The sequence below is a fragment of the Pseudarthrobacter leeuwenhoeki genome, assembly GCF_055412885.1.
Map to the genome: position 1 here is coordinate 71,204 of NZ_JBVAYY010000002.1, position 21,279 is coordinate 92,482.

The 21,279-nt window shown below is 62.7% G+C and carries 17 protein-coding genes and 2 tRNA genes; 8 read left to right on the top strand and 11 right to left on the bottom strand.

The genetic code is table 11. The annotated features are described in order from the left end of the window. Positions 1–37: 37 nt before the first annotated feature. From ACZYX4_RS02035 to dnaA, 11 genes are all read right to left on the bottom strand, one after another. Positions 38–113, bottom strand: a tRNA-Ala gene (locus ACZYX4_RS02035). Positions 114–184: 71 nt separating this feature from the next. After that, positions 185–307, bottom strand: a complete 123-nt coding sequence (locus ACZYX4_RS02040; RefSeq protein ID WP_463873314.1) for a DLW-39 family protein — start codon at positions 305–307, stop codon at positions 185–187. Positions 308–371: 64 nt separating this feature from the next. Further along, positions 372–445, bottom strand: a tRNA-Ile gene (locus ACZYX4_RS02045). Positions 446–543: 98 nt separating this feature from the next. Further along, positions 544–1,209 carry a DUF3566 domain-containing protein gene (locus ACZYX4_RS02050; RefSeq protein ID WP_463873315.1) on the bottom strand — a complete coding sequence of 222 codons (666 nt, stop codon included), beginning with the start codon at positions 1,207–1,209 and terminating at the stop codon, positions 544–546. Continuing rightward, the gene (gene gyrA, locus ACZYX4_RS02055) at positions 1,206–3,953 is read right to left on the bottom strand and encodes a DNA gyrase subunit A (RefSeq protein WP_463873316.1); all 2,748 of its coding nucleotides are present in this window, start codon (positions 3,951–3,953) and stop codon (positions 1,206–1,208) included. The genes ACZYX4_RS02050 and gyrA overlap by 4 nt, the downstream gene beginning before the upstream one ends. Positions 3,954–4,014: 61 nt before the next feature. Continuing rightward, positions 4,015–6,099 carry a DNA topoisomerase (ATP-hydrolyzing) subunit B gene (gyrB, locus tag ACZYX4_RS02060; protein WP_463873318.1) on the bottom strand — a complete coding sequence of 695 codons (2,085 nt, stop codon included), beginning with the start codon at positions 6,097–6,099 and terminating at the stop codon, positions 4,015–4,017. A 432-nt stretch (positions 6,100–6,531) separates the two neighbouring features. Next, the gene (locus ACZYX4_RS02065) at positions 6,532–7,095 is read right to left on the bottom strand and encodes a DciA family protein (protein WP_463873319.1); all 564 of its coding nucleotides are present in this window, start codon (positions 7,093–7,095) and stop codon (positions 6,532–6,534) included. Continuing rightward, positions 7,092–8,282, bottom strand: a complete 1,191-nt coding sequence (gene recF, locus ACZYX4_RS02070; RefSeq protein ID WP_463873321.1) for a DNA replication/repair protein RecF — start codon at positions 8,280–8,282, stop codon at positions 7,092–7,094. The genes ACZYX4_RS02065 and recF overlap by 4 nt, the downstream gene beginning before the upstream one ends. A 26-nt stretch (positions 8,283–8,308) precedes the next feature. After that, a complete protein-coding gene (gene gnd, locus ACZYX4_RS02075; protein WP_463873322.1) occupies positions 8,309–9,193 on the bottom strand; it encodes a phosphogluconate dehydrogenase (NAD(+)-dependent, decarboxylating) in 885 nt (294 codons plus the stop codon). Between the two features lie 98 nt (positions 9,194–9,291). Continuing rightward, the gene (gene dnaN / locus ACZYX4_RS02080; RefSeq protein ID WP_463873323.1) at positions 9,292–10,416 is read right to left on the bottom strand and encodes a DNA polymerase III subunit beta; all 1,125 of its coding nucleotides are present in this window, start codon (positions 10,414–10,416) and stop codon (positions 9,292–9,294) included. Positions 10,417–10,936: 520 nt separating this feature from the next. Then, complete coding sequence (gene dnaA, locus ACZYX4_RS02085; protein WP_463873325.1) at positions 10,937–12,358, bottom strand: chromosomal replication initiator protein DnaA; 1,422 nt, start codon at positions 12,356–12,358, stop codon at positions 10,937–10,939. Positions 12,359–12,821: 463 nt separating this feature from the next. On the opposite strand from dnaA, the gene rpmH reads away from it, so the two are divergent. From rpmH to ACZYX4_RS02125, 8 genes are all read left to right on the top strand, one after another. Further along, on the top strand, positions 12,822–12,959 hold the full coding sequence (gene rpmH / locus ACZYX4_RS02090) for a 50S ribosomal protein L34 (RefSeq protein ID WP_003800212.1): 138 nt from the start codon (positions 12,822–12,824) through the stop codon (positions 12,957–12,959). A gap of 41 nt (positions 12,960–13,000) precedes the next feature. Continuing rightward, complete coding sequence (gene rnpA, locus ACZYX4_RS02095; protein ID WP_463873326.1) at positions 13,001–13,411, top strand: ribonuclease P protein component; 411 nt, start codon at positions 13,001–13,003, stop codon at positions 13,409–13,411. Next, on the top strand, positions 13,404–13,799 hold the full coding sequence (gene yidD / locus ACZYX4_RS02100) for a membrane protein insertion efficiency factor YidD (RefSeq protein ID WP_463873327.1): 396 nt from the start codon (positions 13,404–13,406) through the stop codon (positions 13,797–13,799). Before rnpA ends, yidD begins: the two co-directional genes overlap by 8 nt. A gap of 16 nt (positions 13,800–13,815) precedes the next feature. Continuing rightward, positions 13,816–14,796, top strand: coding sequence for a membrane protein insertase YidC (yidC, locus tag ACZYX4_RS02105; protein WP_463873329.1), 981 nt, complete (start codon positions 13,816–13,818; stop codon positions 14,794–14,796). Then, positions 14,796–15,437: a Jag family protein gene (locus tag ACZYX4_RS02110; RefSeq protein WP_463873330.1), complete on the top strand. Its 642-nt coding sequence runs from the start codon at positions 14,796–14,798 to the stop codon at positions 15,435–15,437. The genes yidC and ACZYX4_RS02110 overlap by 1 nt, the downstream gene beginning before the upstream one ends. A 17-nt stretch (positions 15,438–15,454) precedes the next feature. Next, on the top strand, positions 15,455–16,105 hold the full coding sequence (gene rsmG / locus ACZYX4_RS02115) for a 16S rRNA (guanine(527)-N(7))-methyltransferase RsmG (protein WP_463873331.1): 651 nt from the start codon (positions 15,455–15,457) through the stop codon (positions 16,103–16,105). 85 nt (positions 16,106–16,190) lie between these two features. Then, complete coding sequence (locus ACZYX4_RS02120; RefSeq protein ID WP_463873333.1) at positions 16,191–17,258, top strand: ParA family protein; 1,068 nt, start codon at positions 16,191–16,193, stop codon at positions 17,256–17,258. 68 nt (positions 17,259–17,326) lie between these two features. Further along, the gene (locus tag ACZYX4_RS02125; RefSeq protein ID WP_463873334.1) at positions 17,327–18,487 is read left to right on the top strand and encodes a ParB/RepB/Spo0J family partition protein; all 1,161 of its coding nucleotides are present in this window, start codon (positions 17,327–17,329) and stop codon (positions 18,485–18,487) included. Positions 18,488–21,279 lie beyond the last annotated feature (2,792 nt).

The following is a 21,279-nucleotide window of genomic DNA, read 5'->3' on the forward strand; positions in this document are numbered from 1 at the left end:
CCCCGGACCGCGTTTCCGCGATCCGGGGCCTTTCCTATGGTGGAGGCACGGGGACTCGAACCCCGAACCCCCTGCTTGCAAAGCAGGTGCGCTACCAATTGCGCCATGCCCCCATAAGAAGCAACCCGACAATCATACCCCAGTCCGGCGAGCCGTTTTCCGGCTCCCGATCCGGGAATCCGGGCTAGTCAACCGTATCGGTTGATTCGCTCCAGACAGTTTTCCGGGCTTCGGATTCCTGCACTTTCTTGTAGAGCAGGATGCCTGCGATCGTAGCTGCAACAACGAGCAACTTCTTCACACGCACCCCGTTCCGGTTCGGCGATAAACAAATATCAACCGAACCTCCACTTGAATCAGTACAGATTCCGTGGGCGTACCAGGACTTGAACCTGGGACCTCTTCGTTATCAGCGAAGCGCTCTAACCGCCTGAGCTATACGCCCCGATGCCTCATCGGGCCGAGATACGACTTTACAGCACATCCCGGCCCGATCTCAAATCGAGGCATTTCCCCGGGGAAAATCCGGGAAAACTATGGGTTTCAGTCGTCCGTGAGGGTGACACCGATGCCGCCCACCAGGGTAGCGGAGATGTTGTACAGCACGGCCGAGAGCATCGAGAGAGCCGTCAGCAGGACCACGTTGATAACGGCGATGATGGTGGCGAAGGAGGCCACCTGTCCGAGCGAGGCCACCTTCTTCAATTCGAAGCCGCTGCTTTCGGAGCCGGCCACACTGCCGAGCAGACCGTCGATCTGGTCGAAGATCCCGGTCAAGTCCAGGACCGTCCAGATCACAATCGCGGCCACAACGGTCACGATGCCCAGGGCTACGGAGAGCAGGAAGGCCATCTTCAGCACGGACCAGGGGTCAACCTTGCTCACCAGCAGGCGGGCGCGGCGGACTTTGGCCTTGGGGGCCGGCTTGATCAGCCCGGTGGTGTTCTGGCCCGGACTGTTCTGGCCCGGACTGTTCTGGCCCGGACGTTGTCCGGGGGTGGCCGGGCGCTGCCCGGGAGTCACAGGGCGTCCCTGGGCGGGGCCCTGGCCGGGCACCTGCGGCCGCTGGGTCGTGTCAGTGGTGCCGCTTGCCCCCCCGGGTCGCTGCCCGGGACGGGACGGCGCGCCGACCCGGGGCGCGGCGGCAGGCTGCCGCACTCCGCCGGGAACGCCGCTGTTCGGCTTGGAATATGAGTCGGAATTACTCACTCGTTACCTCCGGTGTTGTCTTCGTCCAGCTCGGCTTTGCCTGATGACTCATCTGACTCCGGGGCCGGTGCTGATTCTTCCACTGCGGACCCCTCATGTGATCCGCTATTTTCAGCCAACGTTACGTCATCCGCCGCCGATGCCTGGCTTTCGGCAGCCTCGTGGGCATCGTCGCCTGTATCTTGTCCTGACTCTTGTCCTTCGGACGAGTCGTCAGTTTCAAGGCCTCGCTCGCTGTTGCGCGCCACCTCGATGATGCGGTCGTTCTTGTCCGGCTTCGCGAAGATCACACCCATGGTGTCGCGGCCCTTGGCCGGCACTCCGGCCACGGAGGAACGGACCACCTTGCCGCCTTCCATGACCACCAGGACCTCGTCTTCTTCCTGGACGATCAGGGCACCCACGAGGTGGCCGCGCTCCTCCTGGTATTTGCCCACCTTGATGCCGAGGCCGCCGCGGCCCTGGAGGCGGTATTCCTCCACGGCGGTGCGTTTGGCGTAGCCGCCCTCTGTCACGACGAACACGAAGGAACCGTCCGTGACCACGTCGGCCGCCAGGAGTTCGTCGTCCTCGCGGAACTTCATGCCGGTGACGCCGGAGGTTGCCCGTCCCATGGGGCGCAGGGCCTCATCGGTGGCGGTGAAGCGGATTGACTGGCCCATGCGGGAGACGAGCATCAGGTCATCCGTCTCCGAGACGAGCTGGGCGGAAACCAACTCGTCGCTGTCGCGGAGGTTGATCGCGATGACACCTGCGGAGCGGTTGGTGTCGTAGTCCTCGAGTCGGGTCTTCTTCACCAGGCCGCGCTTGGTGGCCAGGACCAGGTACGGCGACTGCTGGTAGTCCCGCAGGTCCAGCACCTGGGCGATGTGCTCGTCCGGCTGGAAGGCAAGCAGGTTCGCCACGTGCTGGCCCTTGGCGTCGCGTCCGGCTTCGACGAGTTCGTACGCCTTCGCCCGGTACACCCGGCCGAGGTTTGTGAAGAACAGCAGCCAGTGGTGGGTTGTGGTCACGAAGAAGTGCTCGACGACGTCGTCGCCGCGCAGCTGCGCGCCCTTGATTCCCTTGCCGCCGCGCTGCTGCGAGCGGTAGTTGTCGCTGCGGGTGCGCTTGACGTAACCTCCCCGGGTGATCGTGACGACCATTTCCTCTTCGGGGATCAGGTCCTCCATCGACATGTCGCCGTCGAAGCCCAGCAGGACCTTGGTACGGCGGTCATCGCCGTGCTTGTCGACGATCTCGGCCAGCTCGGTGCTGATGATCCCACGCTGGCGCTCCTCGGAGGCCAGGATCGAGTTGTATTCCGCGATCGCAGCTTCCAGTTCGGCGTGCTTGTCCTGGATCTTCTGGCGTTCCAGGGCTGCGAGGCGGCGCAGCTGCATGTCCAGAATGGCGCGGGCCTGGAGGTCGTCGATGTCCAGGAGCTGCATCAGGCCGTCGCGGGCCGCTTCGGTGGTGTTCGAGGCACGGATCAGCGCGATGACCTCATCGAGCGCGTCGAGCGCCTTGAGGAGGGCGCGCAGGATGTGTGCTTCCTCCTCGGCCTTGCGGAGGCGGTAGCGGGTGCGGCGTGCAATGACGTCCATCTGGTGGGTGACCCAGTGGCGGATAAACGCATCCAGGCTCAGCGTGCGCGGCACACCGTCGACGATCGCCAGCATGTTGGCTGCGAAGTTGTCCTGCAGCTGGGTGTGCTTGTAGAGGTTGTTCAGCACCACCTTGGCGACAGCATCGCGCTTGAGCACGATCACCAGGCGCTGGCCGGTGCGTCCCGAGGATTCATCACGCAGGTCAGCGATGCCCGAAATCTTGGCGTCCTTGACGAGTTCCGCAATCTTGATCGCCAGGTTGTCCGGGTTGGCCTGGTACGGCAGCTCCGTGACCACCAGGCAGGTGCGTCCCTGGAGTTCCTCCACGTTGACCACGGCACGCATGGTGATGGAGCCGCGGCCAGTGCGGTACGCATCCTCGATCCCCTTGTGGCCCAGGATGGTGGCGCCGGTCGGGAAGTCGGGTCCCTTGATGCGGACGATCAGCTCTTCGAGCAGTTCCTCACGGCTCGCGGTCGGGTTGGCAAGATACCACTGCACCCCGTCGGCAACCTCGCGGAGGTTGTGCGGCGGGATGTTGGTGGCCATGCCGACGGCGATGCCCGAGGAGCCGTTGACCAGGAGGTTCGGGAAACGCGCCGGCAGGATGGTGGGTTCCTGGTTCTTGCCGTCGTAGTTGTCCTGGAAGTCGACGGTTTCCTCGTCGATGTCGCGGACCATCTCCATGGCCAGCGGGGCCATCTTCGTTTCCGTATACCGCGGCGCGGCAGCGCCATCGTTGCCCGGAGAACCGAAGTTGCCCTGACCCAGCGCCAGCGGATAGCGCATGGTCCAGTCCTGGATCAGGCGGACCAGCGCATCGTAGATGGCGGTGTCACCGTGCGGGTGGTACTGGCCCATGACTTCGCCGACCACACGCGCACACTTGTTAAAGGACCGCTCCGGGCGGTAGCCGCCGTCGAACATCGCATAAAGCACCCGCCGGTGCACCGGCTTGAGGCCGTCCCGGACGTCCGGAAGGGCACGGCCCACGATCACGGCCATCGCGTAGTCGAGGTAGGAACGCTGCATTTCCGTTTGCAGGTCAACCTGTTCGACGCGGTCGGTCAGCACCTCGGTGTCAAGGACAGTGCCCGCTATCACGGGCTCGGCACCGGCCGGGCCGGCCGGAACTTCTGGTGTTTCGTCGCTCATAGTCTATATTTTCCGTTTCAGGTATATATCAGTTCGGGAATATTTAGGGCCTTTGGTGCCGCTAGATATCCAGGAACCGAACGTCCTTGGCGTTCTGCTGAATGAAGTTTCGGCGCGATTCGACATCCTCGCCCATCAGGGTGGAGAAGGTCTGGTCCGCGGCCAGGGCGTCGTCCATGGTGACCTGCAGCAGGGTGCGGTGATCCGGATCCATGGTGGTGTCCCACAGTTCGGTGTAGTCCATTTCGCCGAGGCCCTTGTAGCGCTGGATGCCGTTGTCCTTGGGGATGCGGCGGCCGGCGGCCTGTCCGGACAGCAGCCGCGCATCGCGTTCGCGGTCGCTGTAGACGTAGTCGTGCGGGGCGTTGGACCACTTAATCCGGTACAGCGGCGGCTGCGCGAGGTAGACGTAGCCATTCTCGATCAACGGGCGCATGTAGCGGAACAGCAGGGTCATCAGCAGAGTGGTGATGTGCTGGCCGTCGACGTCGGCATCGGCCATGAGGACGATCTTGTGGTAGCGCAGTTTGCTCAGGTCGAAGTCCTCGCCGATCCCGGTGCCGAACGCGGTAATCATGGACTGGACCTCGGTGTTGCCCAGGGCCTTGTCCAGCCGGGCCCGTTCCACATTCAGGATCTTGCCGCGCAGCGGCAGGATGGCCTGGGTTTCCGGGTTGCGTCCGCGTTTTGCGGAACCGCCGGCGGAGTCGCCCTCCACAATGTAGACCTCACACTTCTCCGGGTTCTTCGAGGAGCAGTCGGAGAGTTTGCCGGGCATGCCGAAGGACTCCAGCGGGCTCTTGCGGCGGGCGTTGTCGCGGGCCTTGCGCGCCGCCATCCGGGCCTGGGCTGCCGAAATGGCCTTGCGGATGACATCGCGGGCCGGGCCGGGGTTGCGTTCGAGCCAGTCGCCCAGTCCGTCCGTGACGACGCGCTGGACGAAGCCCTTCACCTCGGAGTTGCCGAGTTTGGTCTTGGTCTGGCCCTCGAACTGCGGCTCGGCCAGCTTGACCGAGATGACCGCCGTGAGGCCTTCGCGGATGTCGTCACCGGTGAGGTTGTCATCCTTTTCCTTGATGATGCTCTTCTCCCGCGCGTAGCGGTTGATCAGCGAGGTCATCGCGGCGCGGAAGCCCTCTTCGTGGGTGCCGCCCTCGTGGGTGTTGATGGTGTTGGCGTAGGTGTGGACGCTCTCGGAGTACGCGTTGGTCCACTGCATCGCCATTTCCAGGGCGATGTGCCGTTCCTTGTCCTCGGTTTCGAACGCGATGACGTCCTCGTGGACCACCTCGACCTTCTTGCCGGAGTTGAGGTGTTTCACATAGTCCAGCAACCCGTCGTCGTACTGGTACACGACGGTGTGGAACTCAGCCGGCACTTCACCTTCGACCGGCACTGCGTCGAGGTCCAGGTCCCCGTCCTTGGACTGTTCCTCCGTAGCACGCCTCTCATCGGTGAGTGTGATCCGCAGTCCCTTGTTCAGGAAGGCCATCTGCTGGAAGCGGGCGCGGAGCGTTTCGAAATCGAAATCCGTGGATTCGAAAATGCCGGCATCCGGGTAGAACGTCTGGGTGGTGCCGGTTTCAGTGCTCTCTTCGCCCTGCACCAGGCCGCCCTGCGTTTTGCCGCCGTCGGCGAAGGACATCCGCCAGACGTGGCCCTGCCGGCGGACCTCGGTGTCGACGCGGCTCGAGAGTGCGTTGACAACGGAGATACCCACGCCGTGCAGGCCGCCGGATACCGCGTAGCCGCCTCCGCCGAATTTGCCACCCGCGTGCAGGATGGTCATCACGACCTCCAGAGTGGGCTTGTGCTCGGTCGGGTGCATGTCGACGGGAATGCCGCGGCCGTTGTCGACCACCTTGACTCCGCCGTCCGCCTGCAGGACGATTTCGATGTGGGTACAGTACCCCGCCAGGGCCTCGTCCACCGAGTTGTCCACAACTTCATAGACCAGGTGGTGCAAGCCGCGCGGCCCGGTGGAACCGATGTACATGCCGGGACGTTTCCGGACAGCTTCCAGGCCTTCGAGCACCGTGATGTCGCTGGCGCCGTAGCCGTGGGGAGTTGCCGCTTCGGGCGGGGTGTCCGCTGTTCCCGCCGCTGTTGGTTCCACTGCCGGGATCTCTGCATTGTCGTTAGCCACAGGCGCTTTCGACTCCTCTTTTTCGTTGAAGGCCGGCCGTTGCCCCTTCCCGGAGGAAACAGCTACTGCCAACGGGCACGTCACTGATGACACCGGTGAAGCTGCTGGCTCGAGGATCCGTCTACCGCACGCGGATATTGCGTCGGAAACGGACTCAGTCAACGTTTCACCGGCGCCCAGTTATCTTCCACGATTCTACCGTGTTATAGGGGTGAAACCCGCATTCCAGGGGCCCAAACGGGGAGGAATGTACCGCTGGGAGGCCACAGACTCCACCTGCAAGGCTCCAGGACTACCGGATGCGGGTTCCTATACGACTCCGGTGCGTCTGAGCGCCCTACATGCCGTTTGCGGTTTTTTCAAGAGTTTTGCAAGGAGTGCTTCAGATCCGGTACTGATGGGGCCGCGGAAGGTCTGCAGGGCCCTGCAGAGTTATCCGTACGTGTCCCGCGGGCCTCGTCCGTTGACGGTCCGGCCGCCCTTGCGCCAGCTCGGCGCCGCAGGCCCGAGGACCTGGATCTTGGTCACCACGCCGTCGCCGAGTTCGGTCCGGAACTTCTCCAGCAGGCTCATGCTGAGCAGGCGCAGCTGGGTGGCCCAGGCGGTGGAATCACAGCGGACGTGGAGGGTCGTGTCAGTGAAACTCTCGGGGGTGCAGTGGGCGGAAATCTCCGGCCCCACGAGTGTCGCCCACTCGGCCATCACCGAGCCGACGGCGACCGGAGAGCTCCAGCCCCGCTCCGCCACGAGACGGCCAACTACCTTGCCGAGCCCCATCGGATCCCGGCCGGTGCCGTGGAATTGTCCGAAGCCTCGGGTGCTGCCGGAACTCCGGCCGGTCTTCTGCGGAGTACTACCCGGCCGCGGCGGGGCCTTGCGCCGGATTTCGCCGCGGGACGCAGCCGCCTCGCGCATCCTGTTAAGGGCCGACTGGGCAGCGTCGATGTCGTCGGGATCGCGGCCCGGCTGCAGGCCGCCGTCGGTATCCTTATTCATCGATCTTCCCGCTCATCGATTCCTCCCGGGATTACCTTTACCCGCCGCCCGGCCAACTCCGCCGGGATATCTTCCTCGACGGCGGCAGTCACAAGCACCTGCTCGGCGCCGGATACTATTGCGGCCAGTTTACGCCGCCGCTGGACGTCAAGCTCGGCAAAAACGTCGTCCAGGATCAGGATCGGGGCGGATCCGCCGGTCCGGGCGTCGTCGAGCATCACGTAGTACGAGGCCAGCCGCAGGGATAGGCACATGGACCATGTTTCACCATGGGAGGCATACCCCTTCGCGGGTGCCTCCCCCAGGACCAGTTCGAGCTCGTCGCGGTGCGGTCCAACGAGGGATATCCCGCGGTCCAGCTCCCTGCGCCGTGAGGAGGCGAAAGCCTGGACGTAACGCCCGGTGAGTTGGTCGACGGAGAGCAGCCGCAGATCCTCGGCGGCCCCGGCAGCCGCGGCCGGTACCTCGCCGTCGTCTTCCACGGCACCCTGCAGCGTGGAGCGGTAGATGGCACCGGCTTCCTTGGACCCGTCAGTGAGTTGTGCGTAGGAGTTCCTGAGATGGGGCCGGAGCCGTTCCACCAGTTCGAGCCGTGCATGCAGCAATTCGGCGCCGGCCCGGGCCATATGCTGGTCCCAGACTTCCAGGGTGGCCTCATGACCCGTGCTGAATTTTCCGGTCCGGGCTGATTTCAGCAGCGCGTTGCGCTGCTTCAACACCCGGTCGTAGTCGCTGCGGGTGGCCGCATGCCGCGGGATGAGGCTGACCAGGAGCTCATCGAGGAAACGGCGCCGGCTGGACGGATCGCCCTTGACCAGGGCCAGGTCCTCCGGGGCAAACAGGACGGTCTGGCAGATGCCCAGGATGTCCCGGGCCCGGACCGGATTGCTGCGGTTGATCCGGGCGCGGTTGGCACGGGAACTGTTGATTTCCAGTTCGAGCACGGTTGACTGTTCGCCGCGGACCAGTTTCGCGCGGATCATGGCCCGTTCGGTGCCGAACCGCAGCAGCGGCGCATCGGAACTGACCCGGTGTGAACTGAGAGTGGCCAGATAGCCGATGGCTTCCACCAAGTTGGTTTTGCCGATGCCGTTTGAGCCGACCAGCACTGTAACCCCGGGCTCCAGGCTCAGCTCCACCTGTGCATAGCTGCGGAAATCCGTGAGCGAAAGTTGTTCTAGGTACACGCCGGGTTCAGGACTTCAGGGCAGGACTACTTGGCCGGACGGGAAGCATGCCCGCCGAACTGGTGGCGCAGTGCCGAAACCATCTTCATCGCCGGAGAGTTGTCCTCCCGGGAGGAGAAACGGGCAAAGAGTGCTGCCGTGATGGCCGGGGCGGGCACGGCGTTGGCGATTGCCTCTTCCACAGTCCAGCGGCCTTCGCCGGAATCCTCGACGTAGTCGTCTATCGATTCCAGGCCGGGGTCCTCGTCAAGGGCCTTGACCATGAGGTCCAGAAGCCAGGACCTCACGACAGTTCCCTTTTGCCAGGCACGGAACGTGCCAGGAAGGTCGGTGACAATGTCTTTGGCGGCCAGGAGTTCGTATCCTTCGGCGTAGGCCTGCATGAGCCCGTATTCGATGCCGTTATGGACCATTTTGGCGTAGTGGCCGGCACCGATCCCGCCGACGTGGACGAAACTGTCGGCGCGGTCACCCTCAGGACGGAGTGCGTCAAAGACGGGCATCGCCCGTTCGATATCCGCGGCATCGCCGCCGGCCATCAGCCCGTAGCCGTTCTGCAGGCCCCAGACGCCACCGGAAACACCGCAGTCTGCGAACCGGATGTCCTTTTCCGCCAGTGCGGCCCCATGTTTCTGGTCCTCAGTGAAGCGGGAGTTGCCGCCGTCGATCACCAGGTCGCCGGCGCCGAGCTTGCCGCCGAGTTCGGTGATCACGGCGTTGGTGATCTCGCCGGAGGGCACCATCACCCAGATCAGGCGCGGGGCCGGCACGGCGGAGATCAGTTCGTCAACGCTCGCGACGTCGGTGATGTCCGGGTTGCTGTCAAAACCAGTGACGACGATTCCGCCCTTGCGCAGCCGTTCGCGCATGTTGAAACCCATTTTTCCCAGACCGATCAGTCCGATGTGCACTTAGATGAACTCTTTTCTGCGCTGGGGGTGTTTCGGGTGCTGGCGTCAGCCAGCGGGGCCTGACCGTTCCAAAGGATTACAGCGGAAGCGGCTGCCGGCTAGTTGGGCAGCCGGACCGGCATGACGAGGTAACGGTAATCGCCCTGGTCCTCGCCGTCGGCCTCTCTCTGGGCCGTGATCATGGCCGGCTTGGGCGCACTGGTGAAGGAGAAACGCACAAACTTGGTCTCGATGACGCCCAGGCCCTCGATCAGGTAGTGCGGGTTGAAGGCCACGGTGATGTCGTCACCGGTGAGCTGGGATTCAAGTTCTTCCGAGGCCTGCGCGTCCTCGCCGGTCCCGGCGTCGAGGTGCAGCTGGCCCTGGGTGAACGCGAGCCGGACGGGGGTGTTGCGTTCGGCCACCAGCGAGACGCGGCGCACGGCCTCGACCAGGTCCGAGGTCTGCACGGTCGCATGGATTGGGGTTGATTCGGGGAAGAGTGAGCGGATCTTGGGGTAGTCCCCGTCAACGAGGAGCGACGTTGTGGTGCGGCCGCCACTTTCGAACCCGATGAGCCGGCTGTCGTCTTCGGCGAGGGCAAGGTTGATGTCGCCGCTGCCGCCAAGGGTCTTCGCAACTTCGTTGAGCGTCTTGGCCTTGACCAGGGCACTGGTGGAGATGCCCGGGGTGACGGGCTTCCACGGGACCTCGCGCATGGCGAGCCGGTAACGGTCGGTGGCCAGCAGCGTGATGAGGTCGTCCTCGATCTCCATCCGCACGCCGGTGAGGATCGGCAGGGTGTCGTCTTTGCTTGCGGCGATGATCACCTGCGAAACAGCCTGGGCGAACGAATCGCCCGGGACCGTGCCGCTGATCGGCGGCAATGCGGGCAGCGGCGGGTACTCGGCTTCAGGCATGGTGGCCAGGTGGAAACTGCTTCGGCGGCAGCTCAGGGTGACTTTGCTCCCGTCGGTTTCGATGTCGACCGGTGCGGACGGCAGGCTGCGGCAGATCTCGGCCAGCAGGCGTCCCGAGACCAGGATCGTGCCCTCGGTGGTGATGTCAGCTGCGATTTCGAGCCGTGCCGAAGTTTCGTAGTCGAAGCTCGAGAGGCTGACGGTACCGCCTTCAGCCTTGAGAAGCAGGCCCGAAAGCACGGGTACTGGCGGCCGCGGAGACAACGACCGGGCGGCCCAGGTCACGGCTTCTGCCAGGACGTCCCGCTCGACTCTGAACTTCACGGAAGGGTGCCGCCTTTCATTGCTGCTGTCATCGCTGGTCGCCGGGCGCTGGGTCCGGCGGGGAATTACAAAAGATGTCCAGGACGGACACACTGCAGACAGCTTAGCCGGAAGAAGTGTGATTCTCCCATCGCCGGGTTACATCCGTGTGGTTCGGACCGGCCGGTCCGGTGCCGGTTTCCGGCGGGGGCCGGGACGGTCCTGGGCTCTGTGCGGGGTGCGGATCGAAATTGTTATTTGAGGGAATTTCATTTTCTAGGGATTAGTAGTGTTAATAACTGCTGTGGATACTGTGGATAACCCTGTTTGGCGGTGCGATTCCGCGGTTAAGCCCTGTTCATGGACTGTGGGCGGAGCGGGTTTTAAACAGGGTGTGGATGGGGATAACTTTTTGGGACGTTCCGCTGATCCACAGGTTCCTTAAGGGTTTTAAGCCCATTAACCGCAGTTGTCCCCTTAACTATCCACAGGCTTGTCCACAGGCGCCTGTTAATAAGGTAGGAGTGCGCGGCCGGACAGCTCAGGAATTGCGCTGCTGCTGCTTGATCCGGTTGGTCAGCTCGGTCACCTGGTTGTAGATCACTCGGCGCTCGGCCATCAGCTCACGGATCTTGCGGTCCGCGTGGATGACCGTGGTGTGGTCTCGGCCGCCGAGCTCCTGCCCGATCTTGGGAAGGGACATGTCCGTGAGTTCGCGGCACAGGTACATCGCGATCTGCCGGGCGGTCACCAGGGTTCTGGTCCGGGACTTGCTGCAGAGTTCTTCCATGCTGAGCTTGAAGTAGTCGGCGGTCTGGGTGAGGATCTGCGCGGAGGTGATCTCCTGGGCCCCGTCGTCGGTGATGAGGTCCTTGAGAACCATCTCGGCCAGGGCAACGTCGACCGGCTGGCGGTTGAGGCTGGCAAAGGCCGTGACACGGATCAGCGCGCCCTCGAGTTCGCGGATGTTGCTGGAGATCTTCGAGGCGATGTATTCCAGGGCGTCGTCCGGGGCGGACAGACCCTCGCTGAGGGCCTTCTTCCGAAGAATCGCAATCCGGGTCTCAAGTTCCGGCGGCTGGATGTCCGTCAGTAGGCCCCACTCGAACCGCGACTTCATCCGGTCCTCAAAGCCGGCGAGCAGCTTGGGCGGCTGGTCGGAGGTGATGACCACCTGCTTGTTGTTGTTGTGCAGGGCGTTGAAGGTGTGGAAGAACTCCTCCAGTGTCCGGTCCTTGCCGGCCAGAAACTGGATGTCATCGATCAGCAGGACGTCCACGTTGCGGTACGTCGTCTTGAAGCTCGTGCCTTCATCGTCACGGATGGAGTTGATGAAGTCGTTGGTGAATTCCTCGGAGTTCACGTACCGGACCCGGATCCCGCTGTAGAGCCGGCGGGCATAGTGGCCGATTGCGTGGAGCAGGTGGGTCTTGCCCAGTCCGGAGTCCCCGTAGATGAAAAGCGGGTTGTAGGCCTTGGCCGGCGCTTCAGCCACGGCGACAGCCGCTGCGTGGGCGAAGCGATTGGAGGAACCGATCACGAAGGTGTCGAAGACATACTTTGGATTGAGCCGGCCAAATTCGTGGGAGGTGCTGGGCAGCATCGGCTGCGGCTTCAGTTCCACTGAGGGATCGGCTGCCAGGGACAGCTCGATGGCGGGTTCCGGCTCCGTGTGGAGCGGCACCAGATCGGTGTCGACGTCGATCGCGCACCGAATTTCGTCGGAGAACACGTTCCGGAGGGCGTCGTCGAGGGCTTCCTTCACCTGCGTCTGCAGTACTTCGCGGGTGAGCTCATTTGGCACGGCGACCAGCAGGGTGGACCCGATCAGGCCCTGGGCCTGGGCGAGGATGACGAAGCCACGCTGCCGGGGTGAAACACGGTGATCGTTCTCGAGCAGGCTCACGACCCGCCGCCAGGAACTTCCGACAGTGTTGGCTTGGTTGGCTTCGTCTACTGTCATCAATCAGTTCCTCAAACTTGCTTGCCTTCATTACCTGCAGCCGCACGGGTCGGTCCAGCGCACTGGACCCCGGATAATCCACAGGGTTATGCACAGTCCGTGGATAATGGGTTACTGAGCCACTCTAGGTGATCAAAAGGCCAGAAGATAGCTGGGTTCTGTCCTGTGGATAATCACATCGTTGTAGTTCGAAAACGAGGCGCGTGACGCACTTCATCCACAGGCTGGAGCGGCACTTAGCCACAGCTGTGGAAAGTCTGCGGCGCGACCCCCGGTTTGACTCGGGAGGGCGGCAAGCCCTAACGTTGTGAAGTCCCATGTGTACGCTTTTTTCCTCATTTGAACCTCACCCGACGCCCAGCGTCTTGCGAGTCGAGGGAAGCGGCACATACAAAACTTAGCGTCGACCAGTTCTTCCCCTTGATCGGGTGGGCGCACCTTTGATCCCACTGGAGTAACTAACGTGAGCAAGCGGACTTTTCAGCCGAATAACCGCCGTCGAGCCAAGAAGCACGGCTTCCGCCTTCGTATGCGTACCCGTGCCGGCCGCGCCATCCTGGCAGCCCGTCGTGGCAAGGGTCGCACCGAGCTGTCGGCCTAAATAACTGACTCGTCGGTCCACATCCCTGTGCGAGTGTAAAGGTGCTGGCCACCCGCAACCGTCTGAGGACATCAACCGATTTTTCAACAACTGTACGTTCCGGTGTCCGCAATGGACGCCGGAACGTAGTGTTATATACGGCAGCTCTCACTGCCGGTGAAACAAGCCGGATCGGATTCATCGTTTCCAAGAGTGTCGGGAACGCTGTTGTCAGGAACCTCGTTAAGAGAAGACTGAGAGAAGTCGGCGCCTTGTCGCTGCAGCAGTACGGCAGCGGGTTCGCGATCGTGGTCCGGGCCCTGCCCGCCGCGGCGGGTGCCAGCTTCGAGCAGCTGCGGTCAGACTACGACGCCGCCCTGGAAAGCAACATGAAACGGCTGGGCAGCCGCCTTCCGAAGGCTGCTCCTTCAGTTTCTTACGAGACAACACAGGAAGGGACCCCGCGTGCGTAACTTAGCTGGCGCCGTCGTCCCTCCTGCAAAATCCGCAGCAGTGTGGCTGGGCCGGGCAGTCTGGAACTTGCCCCGCAATATCCTCATCCTGTTGCTCCTGGCGTACCGCAAGGTGATCTCACCGCTGTACGGCCAGGTTTGCCGTTTCTTCCCCAGCTGCTCGGCCTATGCCCTTGAGGCGATCACGGTCCATGGCGCGGTCAAGGGAAGCTGGCTGGCGGCCAAGCGTCTGGTGCGCTGCCATCCCTGGAATGCCGGCGGTGTGGACCATGTCCCCGCCGGCAACTGCGAGTGGCCCGCAGACCGAACCCCCACAATTGTTGTGCTGAATAATCCGGACAAGTACCTGGCTGCTCAGACTGATGGAGAAGGCCGCTCTGCGGCCTGACGAATAGGGATATCGTATGGATTTCTTCGAAACAATCATGTTTCCGTTCAAGTGGCTTGTGTCCGCCATCATGGTGGTCTTCCACGATGGCCTGAGCGCCATCGGCATGCCCGCAGCCAACGGCTGGACGTGGACGCTGTCCATTATTGGGCTGGTGCTGGTGATCCGCGCCGCCCTGATTCCCGTGTTCGTCAAGCAGATCAAGGCCCAGCGCGGCATGCAGCTGCTGCAGCCGGATTTGAAGAAGCTCCAGGACAAGTACAAGGGCAAGACCGACCAGCTGTCCCGCCAGGCCATGGCTCAGGAACAGATGGCCATGTACAAGAAGCACGGCACCAACCCGTTCTCGGCCTGCCTGCCCATGCTCATCCAGATGCCGTTCTTCTTTGCCCTCTTCACCGTGCTGTCCGGCATTACGACGGCGGCCAACAGCGGCAAGGGCATCGGTGCCATGAGCCACGAACAGGTGGTTCAGTTCGACAAGTCCAGCATCTTCGGTGCCCCGCTGTCCGCCACCTTGCTGCACGGCACCCCTCCCGGCGGCAACGTGGTCGCGGTGTGGATCCTCTCGATCGTGATGATCCTGGCCATGACGGCCTCGCAGTTCATCACGCAGAAGCAGATCATGGCCAAAAACATGTCCGAAGAGGCCATGGCCAGCCCGTTCATGAAGCAGCAGAAGATGATGCTTTATATCCTCCCGATCGTCTTCGGCGTGGGCGGCATCAACTTCCCCATCGGCGTCCTGATCTACTGGACCACCACCAACCTCTGGACCATGGCGCAGCAGTTCTTCGTGATCCGCCGCATGCCGACACCGGGATCGCCCGCCGCCAAGGCCCTGGCCGACCGCCGCGCCGCCAAGGGTCTGCCGGCCCTGCCCCTGTCGGGCGCCAAGAAAGCCGAGGCCGAGGCCGCTGAGGCGGCGGCCGCGGCGGCCCTGGTTGCCAAGAGCCAGCGCATCCAGCCACAACGCAAGAACAGGAAGAGGAAGTAATGTCCGCCGAGAGCACCGAACACGCTATTTCCGCTGAAGCCATCGAAGTCCAGGACGACGCCTTGAGTGCCGTCCAGGATACCGAGCAGGACGTTGACTCGGGCGATGTTGACTCAGGCGCAGGCGCAGGGGACTCTGAGGATTCCGGGGACGCCGAGGGCAAGGGTACCTCCGCCAGCCGCCTTGAGGAAGAGGGCGACGTCGCGGCGGACTACCTCGAGGAACTGCTGGACATTGCCGACATCGACGGAGATATTGACATTGAAGTACGCAACGGCCGCACCTACATCTCGATCGTCGCTGAGGACGAAGCAGCCGGGCTGGAGAGCCTCGTAGGCAAGGACGGCGAAGTCCTCGAAGCCCTGCAGGAACTGACCCGGCTTGCTGTGCTGTCCGCGACGGAGAACCGTTCCCGGCTGGTGCTGGACATCAACGGCTACCGCTCGGAGCGTTCCGGTGAGCTGCAGAAGATTGCCGAAGGTGCTGTCGCGTCCGTGAAGGAGTCCGGCGAGACCGTGGCTCTGGCGCCGATGAGCGCCTACGAGCGGAAAATCGTGCACGACGCCGTCGCTGACCTGGGACTCATCAGCGAGTCCGAAGGCGAAGGCGCTGACCGCCACATCGTCGTTTCCGCAGTCTGAAGCCGCCGGTTAGTTTGATGGTTGAAATTACCGCGGCCGAACGGCAGGCTGCCGAGAAGATCTTTGGGGACCGGCTGGACCTGGCCACGCGCTATGTGGAGCACCTCGCCACGTCCGGGACGGAACGGGGCCTGATTGGGCCCCGCGAAGTGCCCAGGCTGTGGAGCCGGCACGTGCTGAACTGTGCTGTCATCGAGAGCCTGATTGCCGAGGGAAGCCATGTGGCCGACGTCGGCAGCGGCGCAGGCCTCCCCGGCCTGTGCCTGGCAATTGCCCGGCCGGATCTGGAACTGACCCTGATCGAACCCCTCGAACGGCGCGTCATCTGGCTCCAGGAAGTCGTGGACGATCTCGGGCTGGACAACGTCACCATCATGCGCACGCGCGCGGAGCTCGCGGTTGGTATGGTGAACGCCGACGTCGTCACGGCACGCGCCGTGTCGGCCCTCTCCAACCTCGCCGGACTGACCATTCCGCTGTTGGCGGGCAAGGGTGAAGTGGTCGCGATCAAGGGACGCAGCGCCGGCGAGGAAATCGAAAAGGCCGCCAAGGTGATTCGGAAACTCGGCGGCACCCAGACTTCCGTTGTACTGGTGGGCGAGGACCTTCTCGAAGAACCCACAACCGTGGTCCGAATCGTTGTGAATAAGCCTCAAAAGATTGCCTAGCACAAGCCCGTCGCCCCGGACTCCGAGGGTAAGAGGTTAGGCTAGTAACCGGCAGAAAGAGCCGAACGAGAGTGAGTGTGTCACAGTGACCAGTAGCGAAGCCTCCACACAACGGATCCCCCCGTTTGTGTCCCTGGGGTCCGCACGGGCCTTCGTTGTGCCTCCGGTCGCTCGCAATAACGCCGGAAATCGCACGGCATCGGTTGCAAAGACCGCCGGAATGGCAAACGTTTCACGTGAAACATCTGCTGCCCCCACAAAGAATGTTTTGGACTCCATCGATGACTCCAGCCCCATTGCGCGTGAGCTGGCCCATGAAAACAAACGCCGGGAACGCCTCCTGGGCCGCGCGCTGCCGAAGCCGGACAAGACCCGCATCTTCACCGTTTCGAACCAGAAGGGCGGAGTGGGTAAAACGACCACCACGGTCAACATTGCCGCCGCCCTCGCTGCTGCTGGCCTGAACGTGCTGGTTATCGACATCGATCCACAGGGCAATGCGTCGACCGCCCTTGGAATTGAACACCACGCCGACGTTGACAGCATTTACGACGTGCTCATCAACGACTACCCGTTGCAGGACGTTGTGGCACCCTGCCCGGACATTGACAATCTGATCTGCGCACCTGCAACGATCCACCTGGCCGGCGCCGAGATTGAACTGGTCAGCCTCGTTGCCCGCGAACAGCGCCTCCGCCGTGCGATTGACGTGTACGCCAAGGAACGGGCGAAGAATGGTGAGGAGCGGCTGGACTACATCTTCATCGATTGCCCGCCGAGCCTGGGGCTCCTGACCGTCAACGCGTTCTGTGCGGCCAGTGAGGTGCTCATTCCGATCCAGTGCGAGTATTACGCACTTGAGGGACTGAGCCAGCTGCTGAAGAATATCGAAATGATCCAGAAGCACCTGAATGCCGATCTCGTAGTCTCCACCATCCTTCTGACCATGTACGACGGCCGAACGAACCTCGCTGCCCAGGTGGCAGCCGAGGTACGCGAGCACTTCCCGGAGCAGGTCCTCGGCGCTGTGGTTCCCCGGTCTGTACGCATTTCCGAGGCTCCCAGCTACCAGCAAACCGTGATGACTTACGATCCCTCATCCAGTGGTGCTCTGTCCTACCTGGAAGCCGCAGCCGAAATCGCGAAACGTTAGAATCTTTTCAGGAATTGCACTAACTAGAGCCCGGTTATGCCCGGCTCTTTCAATGGAGGGATTTATCCATGAGCGATAAGCGACGCGGCCTCGGCCGTGGACTTGGGGCACTCATTCCAAGTTCCGCTGCGGCTTCCGGCAACGGTTCAGCGCCGTCCCGTCCCGTGGATCTGTTCTTTCCGGAGGGCCGAAAGCGGACACCGGCAGCTGAAATGGCGGCCACGGAAACAACCACCGCTGCCCCCGAGAAATCAACCTCAGAGCCGCACGCACCCCTTTCGCCACCGGCACCGGCCGCGGCCGGCCATTCCGACGCGCCGGATTCGAAAACGGCCCCCCGGGCGAAGAAACCGCCGGTACGGAAGACAGCGTCAGCTAAGGGTGAGGACCGCGACGTGGAACTTGTCGAGGTACCTGGTGTCCGCTTCGCGGAAATCCCGGTCACTGACATCCACCCCAACCGCAAGCAGCCCCGCTCCGTCTTCGATGAGGACGACATGGCGGAACTGGTTCACTCGGTCCGCGAAATCGGTGTTCTCCAGCCAATTGTTGTCCGCACTTCATCTGAAGAAGGTGGAGAACCCTATGAACTCGTCATGGGTGAGCGCCGCTGGCGGGCAGTACAGGCCGCGGGCCTTGAAACCATCCCCGCCATCGTCCGGGATACAACCGATGACGACCTCCTCCGCGATGCCCTCCTGGAGAACCTGCACCGGAGCCAACTGAACCCGCTCGAGGAGGCTGCCGCTTACCAGCAGTTGCTGGAGGACTTCGGCACCACGCACGAACAACTCGCCGACCGCATCGGACGTTCACGCCCCCAGGTCTCGAATACGCTCCGCCTGCTCAAGCTTCCGCCACTGGTCCAACGCCGTGTAGCGGCCGGCATCATCTCCGCCGGCCACGCCCGCTCGCTCCTGGCACTTCCGGATGCTGCCGCCATGGAACGCCTGGCGCAGAAAATCGTCGCTGAGGGCATGTCCGTTCGCGCCACCGAAGAGGCCGTGACGCTCTACCAGAATCCTTCGACGGCACCCAAGAACAATATTCCGCGGCCCGGTGCGCGGCACGAACGCCTGGATTATCTTGCTTCGTCGCTTTCTGACCGGCTCGATACCAACGTCAAAATCTCCCTTGGTGCACGCAAGGGCCGGGTCAGTATCGAGTTCGCGAGCGTGGAGGACCTGAACCGGATCATGGATGTCTTGTCGCCGGGAGCTTCCAGCTAGTCCCCCGCGCGCCATCGAAGGGTCCTGTTTCACGTGAAACAGGACCCTTTGTTGTTGGCCGTGGTGTACCCGCTGCGATAACACAGATTCTCCGTACCCGCTATATTTCGCACGGTGGGCTCGGAAGAGACCCCTACGGCCCAGAAGGCGCGCGGGTCGTCGGCGGCTGGAGCGTGCTGTTCTGTATGGAGAGTGAAAATAGGCCGCAGCGTGAGGTTCGTGACGCCACTCCAGTAGCAATTGCCCGCAACGAGAGTGATGCAATACCGGCAGGTGCTCCTGCCCGCGCGAGGCCGGTGATCCGGAACAGATCCCTTACCCCCTGGGTGCGCGTTTCACTGCGCTCAACCAAAGGTGGGACGGCACTTCCCACCTTTGGTGTTCGGGGTCCGGTCGGAACAGAGATCCGGTCGTTTCACGTGAAACATGGAGCTCTTCACCGGACTACTGGGGCTTGGACTGGTGCATGTGGAACAGCTGCATGGGAACCTCATCGTGGCTGGCATGCCTGAACATCATCGATACTCTGGGCGGAAGATGACAGGTGCAGTTATTGACCCCTCAGGAAACTTTCTTTGTTTCCAGAATGGCGACGATACCCTGCAACAGACGGGCCGGCCAATCACAGTGTCCGTGCACGCACACACAGACGGAAGCAGTACGCATGCAGAAACACGCGTCGTGGCGAACGAAAACCTGTCTCTGGTGGTCCCCTCTTGGAGTGCGCTGCGCGCGGCCTAGGTTTCACGTGAAACATTCAGACTCGTGACGGTGGCTTGCTGAAAGCGAGGGCGCCCCCGGTCCACGGACACATTCCTTCGATCGGGGCTGCTTCCTGTAACTTACCCGCTCAGTTCGTTCAGGCAGTCCGGCTCATTCATCAGCACTGCAGTGTATGTCCTGGAGCGCGGCCTTGCCTCGGAAAGTTCTGTCAACGGGCACCAGAATGGATGCAGACGCGATACACGGGCCCCTAGGCGAAGGACCGGCCTACGGTCTCGGCAGGGGGCTACGCGGCCATCAGGGGACTTCTGCGGACCGCCCGGGGCCCAGGTTAGGAATGGCATCAACACAGGCGTCTCCGGAGCGCTGGGAGGCCTCCAGCGACCCGCGATAACGACAGGTCCCAGGCGCCTGGGCATTCGAAGAAGCTCCGGGGTCCTCCGGACTGCCGCACGGCGCACTCTGCTCACGAAGGATGGGGACCAGAAGCGCAATCGCCGGTACGGGCGTGCAATTGAGAAGAAGCGGTGCGGCTGGAGATCGTTCGGAATCTAAGCGGTACTGTCTTGCCCTTGGCAGGTTCCCATCTCCAGGGGGGCCATGGGAGGGCACTGTGCACCGATCCCGGCGGTTCTGAGAGCCCGATGGTGCGCTCCCCCACGACGAACACCCCGGACCGGGTGGGACATTTCCGCTGCGTGGCCTGCCTGGGTCTGCTGGCCTTCCGGCTGCGGTGCGCTTGTGTGGGAAGCTCCGAGAGGCAGCCCATGGCAGGCATTCGTTGTGCCAAGGACGGCCGCAAGCGGTCCCGTGACCATTCCCAGCTGTCCACCGTTTGCGTCCGATGAAGCGGGTGATGGCGGGTCGCTTACCGGGGTGATGAACCGACCGACAAGGGGGCTCCGGCCGGGCCGGAAGCAGAGGTGAGAACAGTGGATTGATCAGCGGATGCAGCGGTGGATACTGCTGTGGATAACTTTGTGGATTGTCCCGGAGGAAAACCCGAACCAGTTCTCCGGCGCTGGGGTTGCGGGAAACCATGTGGAGGGCTGGAGTCACCTGATCGGGGATGGAGGCTTATCCCTGTTTCACGTGAAACATTCGCTGGTTCTGGGCCATGATCCGATTTGCCCATACCCGCGCCTTCTGAATCACCTGCCAGCGGTTAATTTTTGCTGCATCTGAGGGGAATTTCGCGGTTTGGACTCGGGTGCAACGATCCATCCAGTGGTGTCTCGGGCCGGCTGCACGGAATGCTGCAGATGAACCTCCTGGTACGCAGCATCGGATTGCCCTTCCGCGGCGGTGCAGGACCGTTCCTCGGTGCTGTGACAAATCCCTCACAGCCTGTGGATAACTGTGTGTATAAAGTCTGTGGAGAAACCTGTGGTTAGTGTCTCCGTGATGCCCGGGCTGGTAGCTGTTGCGAATGCCCTGGATCCATTTATCCGTTGCGCAAGCAGCGTTCATATCGGACACCCTCACAACTCAGTCGTACCAAAGGGGCGGCAGTTGTCCAACCCTCTTCAGAACGCCGTAGCTCCTGCCGGCACGTGACCGGAGACGTTCCTCAAACTCGCCGGTGTGGCTTCCGCTCACAGAATCCGCGTCGGCGGCTCGGGCGGTCCTGCTGGAAAACCATGCGGGACGCGCAGGAAAGTCCACCGTGAGCTGACCAGAAAATTCCGCTCCGGCAGGGGCCATGCTGGGCAGCCATTTGTACGAGCCTGTGTCTTCTGCCCGGGGCTCGTTCGCCCGGACCCGCCGTGTCCAGGGACCCGGGAACGGCCACACCACAACCCGCCGTCTGGCGTGCGTTATCCCCGGACGGCCCCCTTCATATGGGCACGCTGTGTGGTCCCGGATGGTCGCCTGTTGGGATGGGCCCTTGTTCCGTGGTTGTGGTGGTCAATTGGCGGAACGCGAAACCGACCGCGGCATGGCCTTTGTTCCAGGCCTGGATCAGGAATCTATCTCCGGGCACGCGAATCCCCGGGTTTGCCTGTTGACAAGGATGATGCCTGCCATCTGGGGGGCGGTGTCAGAGTCCCCTTGTGTGCCGCAAGGGG

Coding starts and splice junctions, on each gene's coding strand:
- gyrA (WP_463873316.1), bottom strand. CDS start 3,953: ATGAGCGACGAAACACCAGAAGTTCCGGCCGGCCCGGCCGGTGCCGAG.
- ACZYX4_RS02065 (WP_463873319.1), bottom strand. CDS start 7,095: ATGAATAAGGATACCGACGGCGGCCTGCAGCCGGGCCGCGATCCCGAC.
- dnaA (WP_463873325.1), bottom strand. CDS start 12,358: ATGACAGTAGACGAAGCCAACCAAGCCAACACTGTCGGAAGTTCCTGG.
- yidC (WP_463873329.1), top strand. CDS start 13,816: ATGGATTTCTTCGAAACAATCATGTTTCCGTTCAAGTGGCTTGTGTCC.
- ACZYX4_RS02110 (WP_463873330.1), top strand. CDS start 14,796: ATGTCCGCCGAGAGCACCGAACACGCTATTTCCGCTGAAGCCATCGAA.
- rsmG (WP_463873331.1), top strand. CDS start 15,455: ATGGTTGAAATTACCGCGGCCGAACGGCAGGCTGCCGAGAAGATCTTT.
- ACZYX4_RS02125 (WP_463873334.1), top strand. CDS start 17,327: ATGAGCGATAAGCGACGCGGCCTCGGCCGTGGACTTGGGGCACTCATT.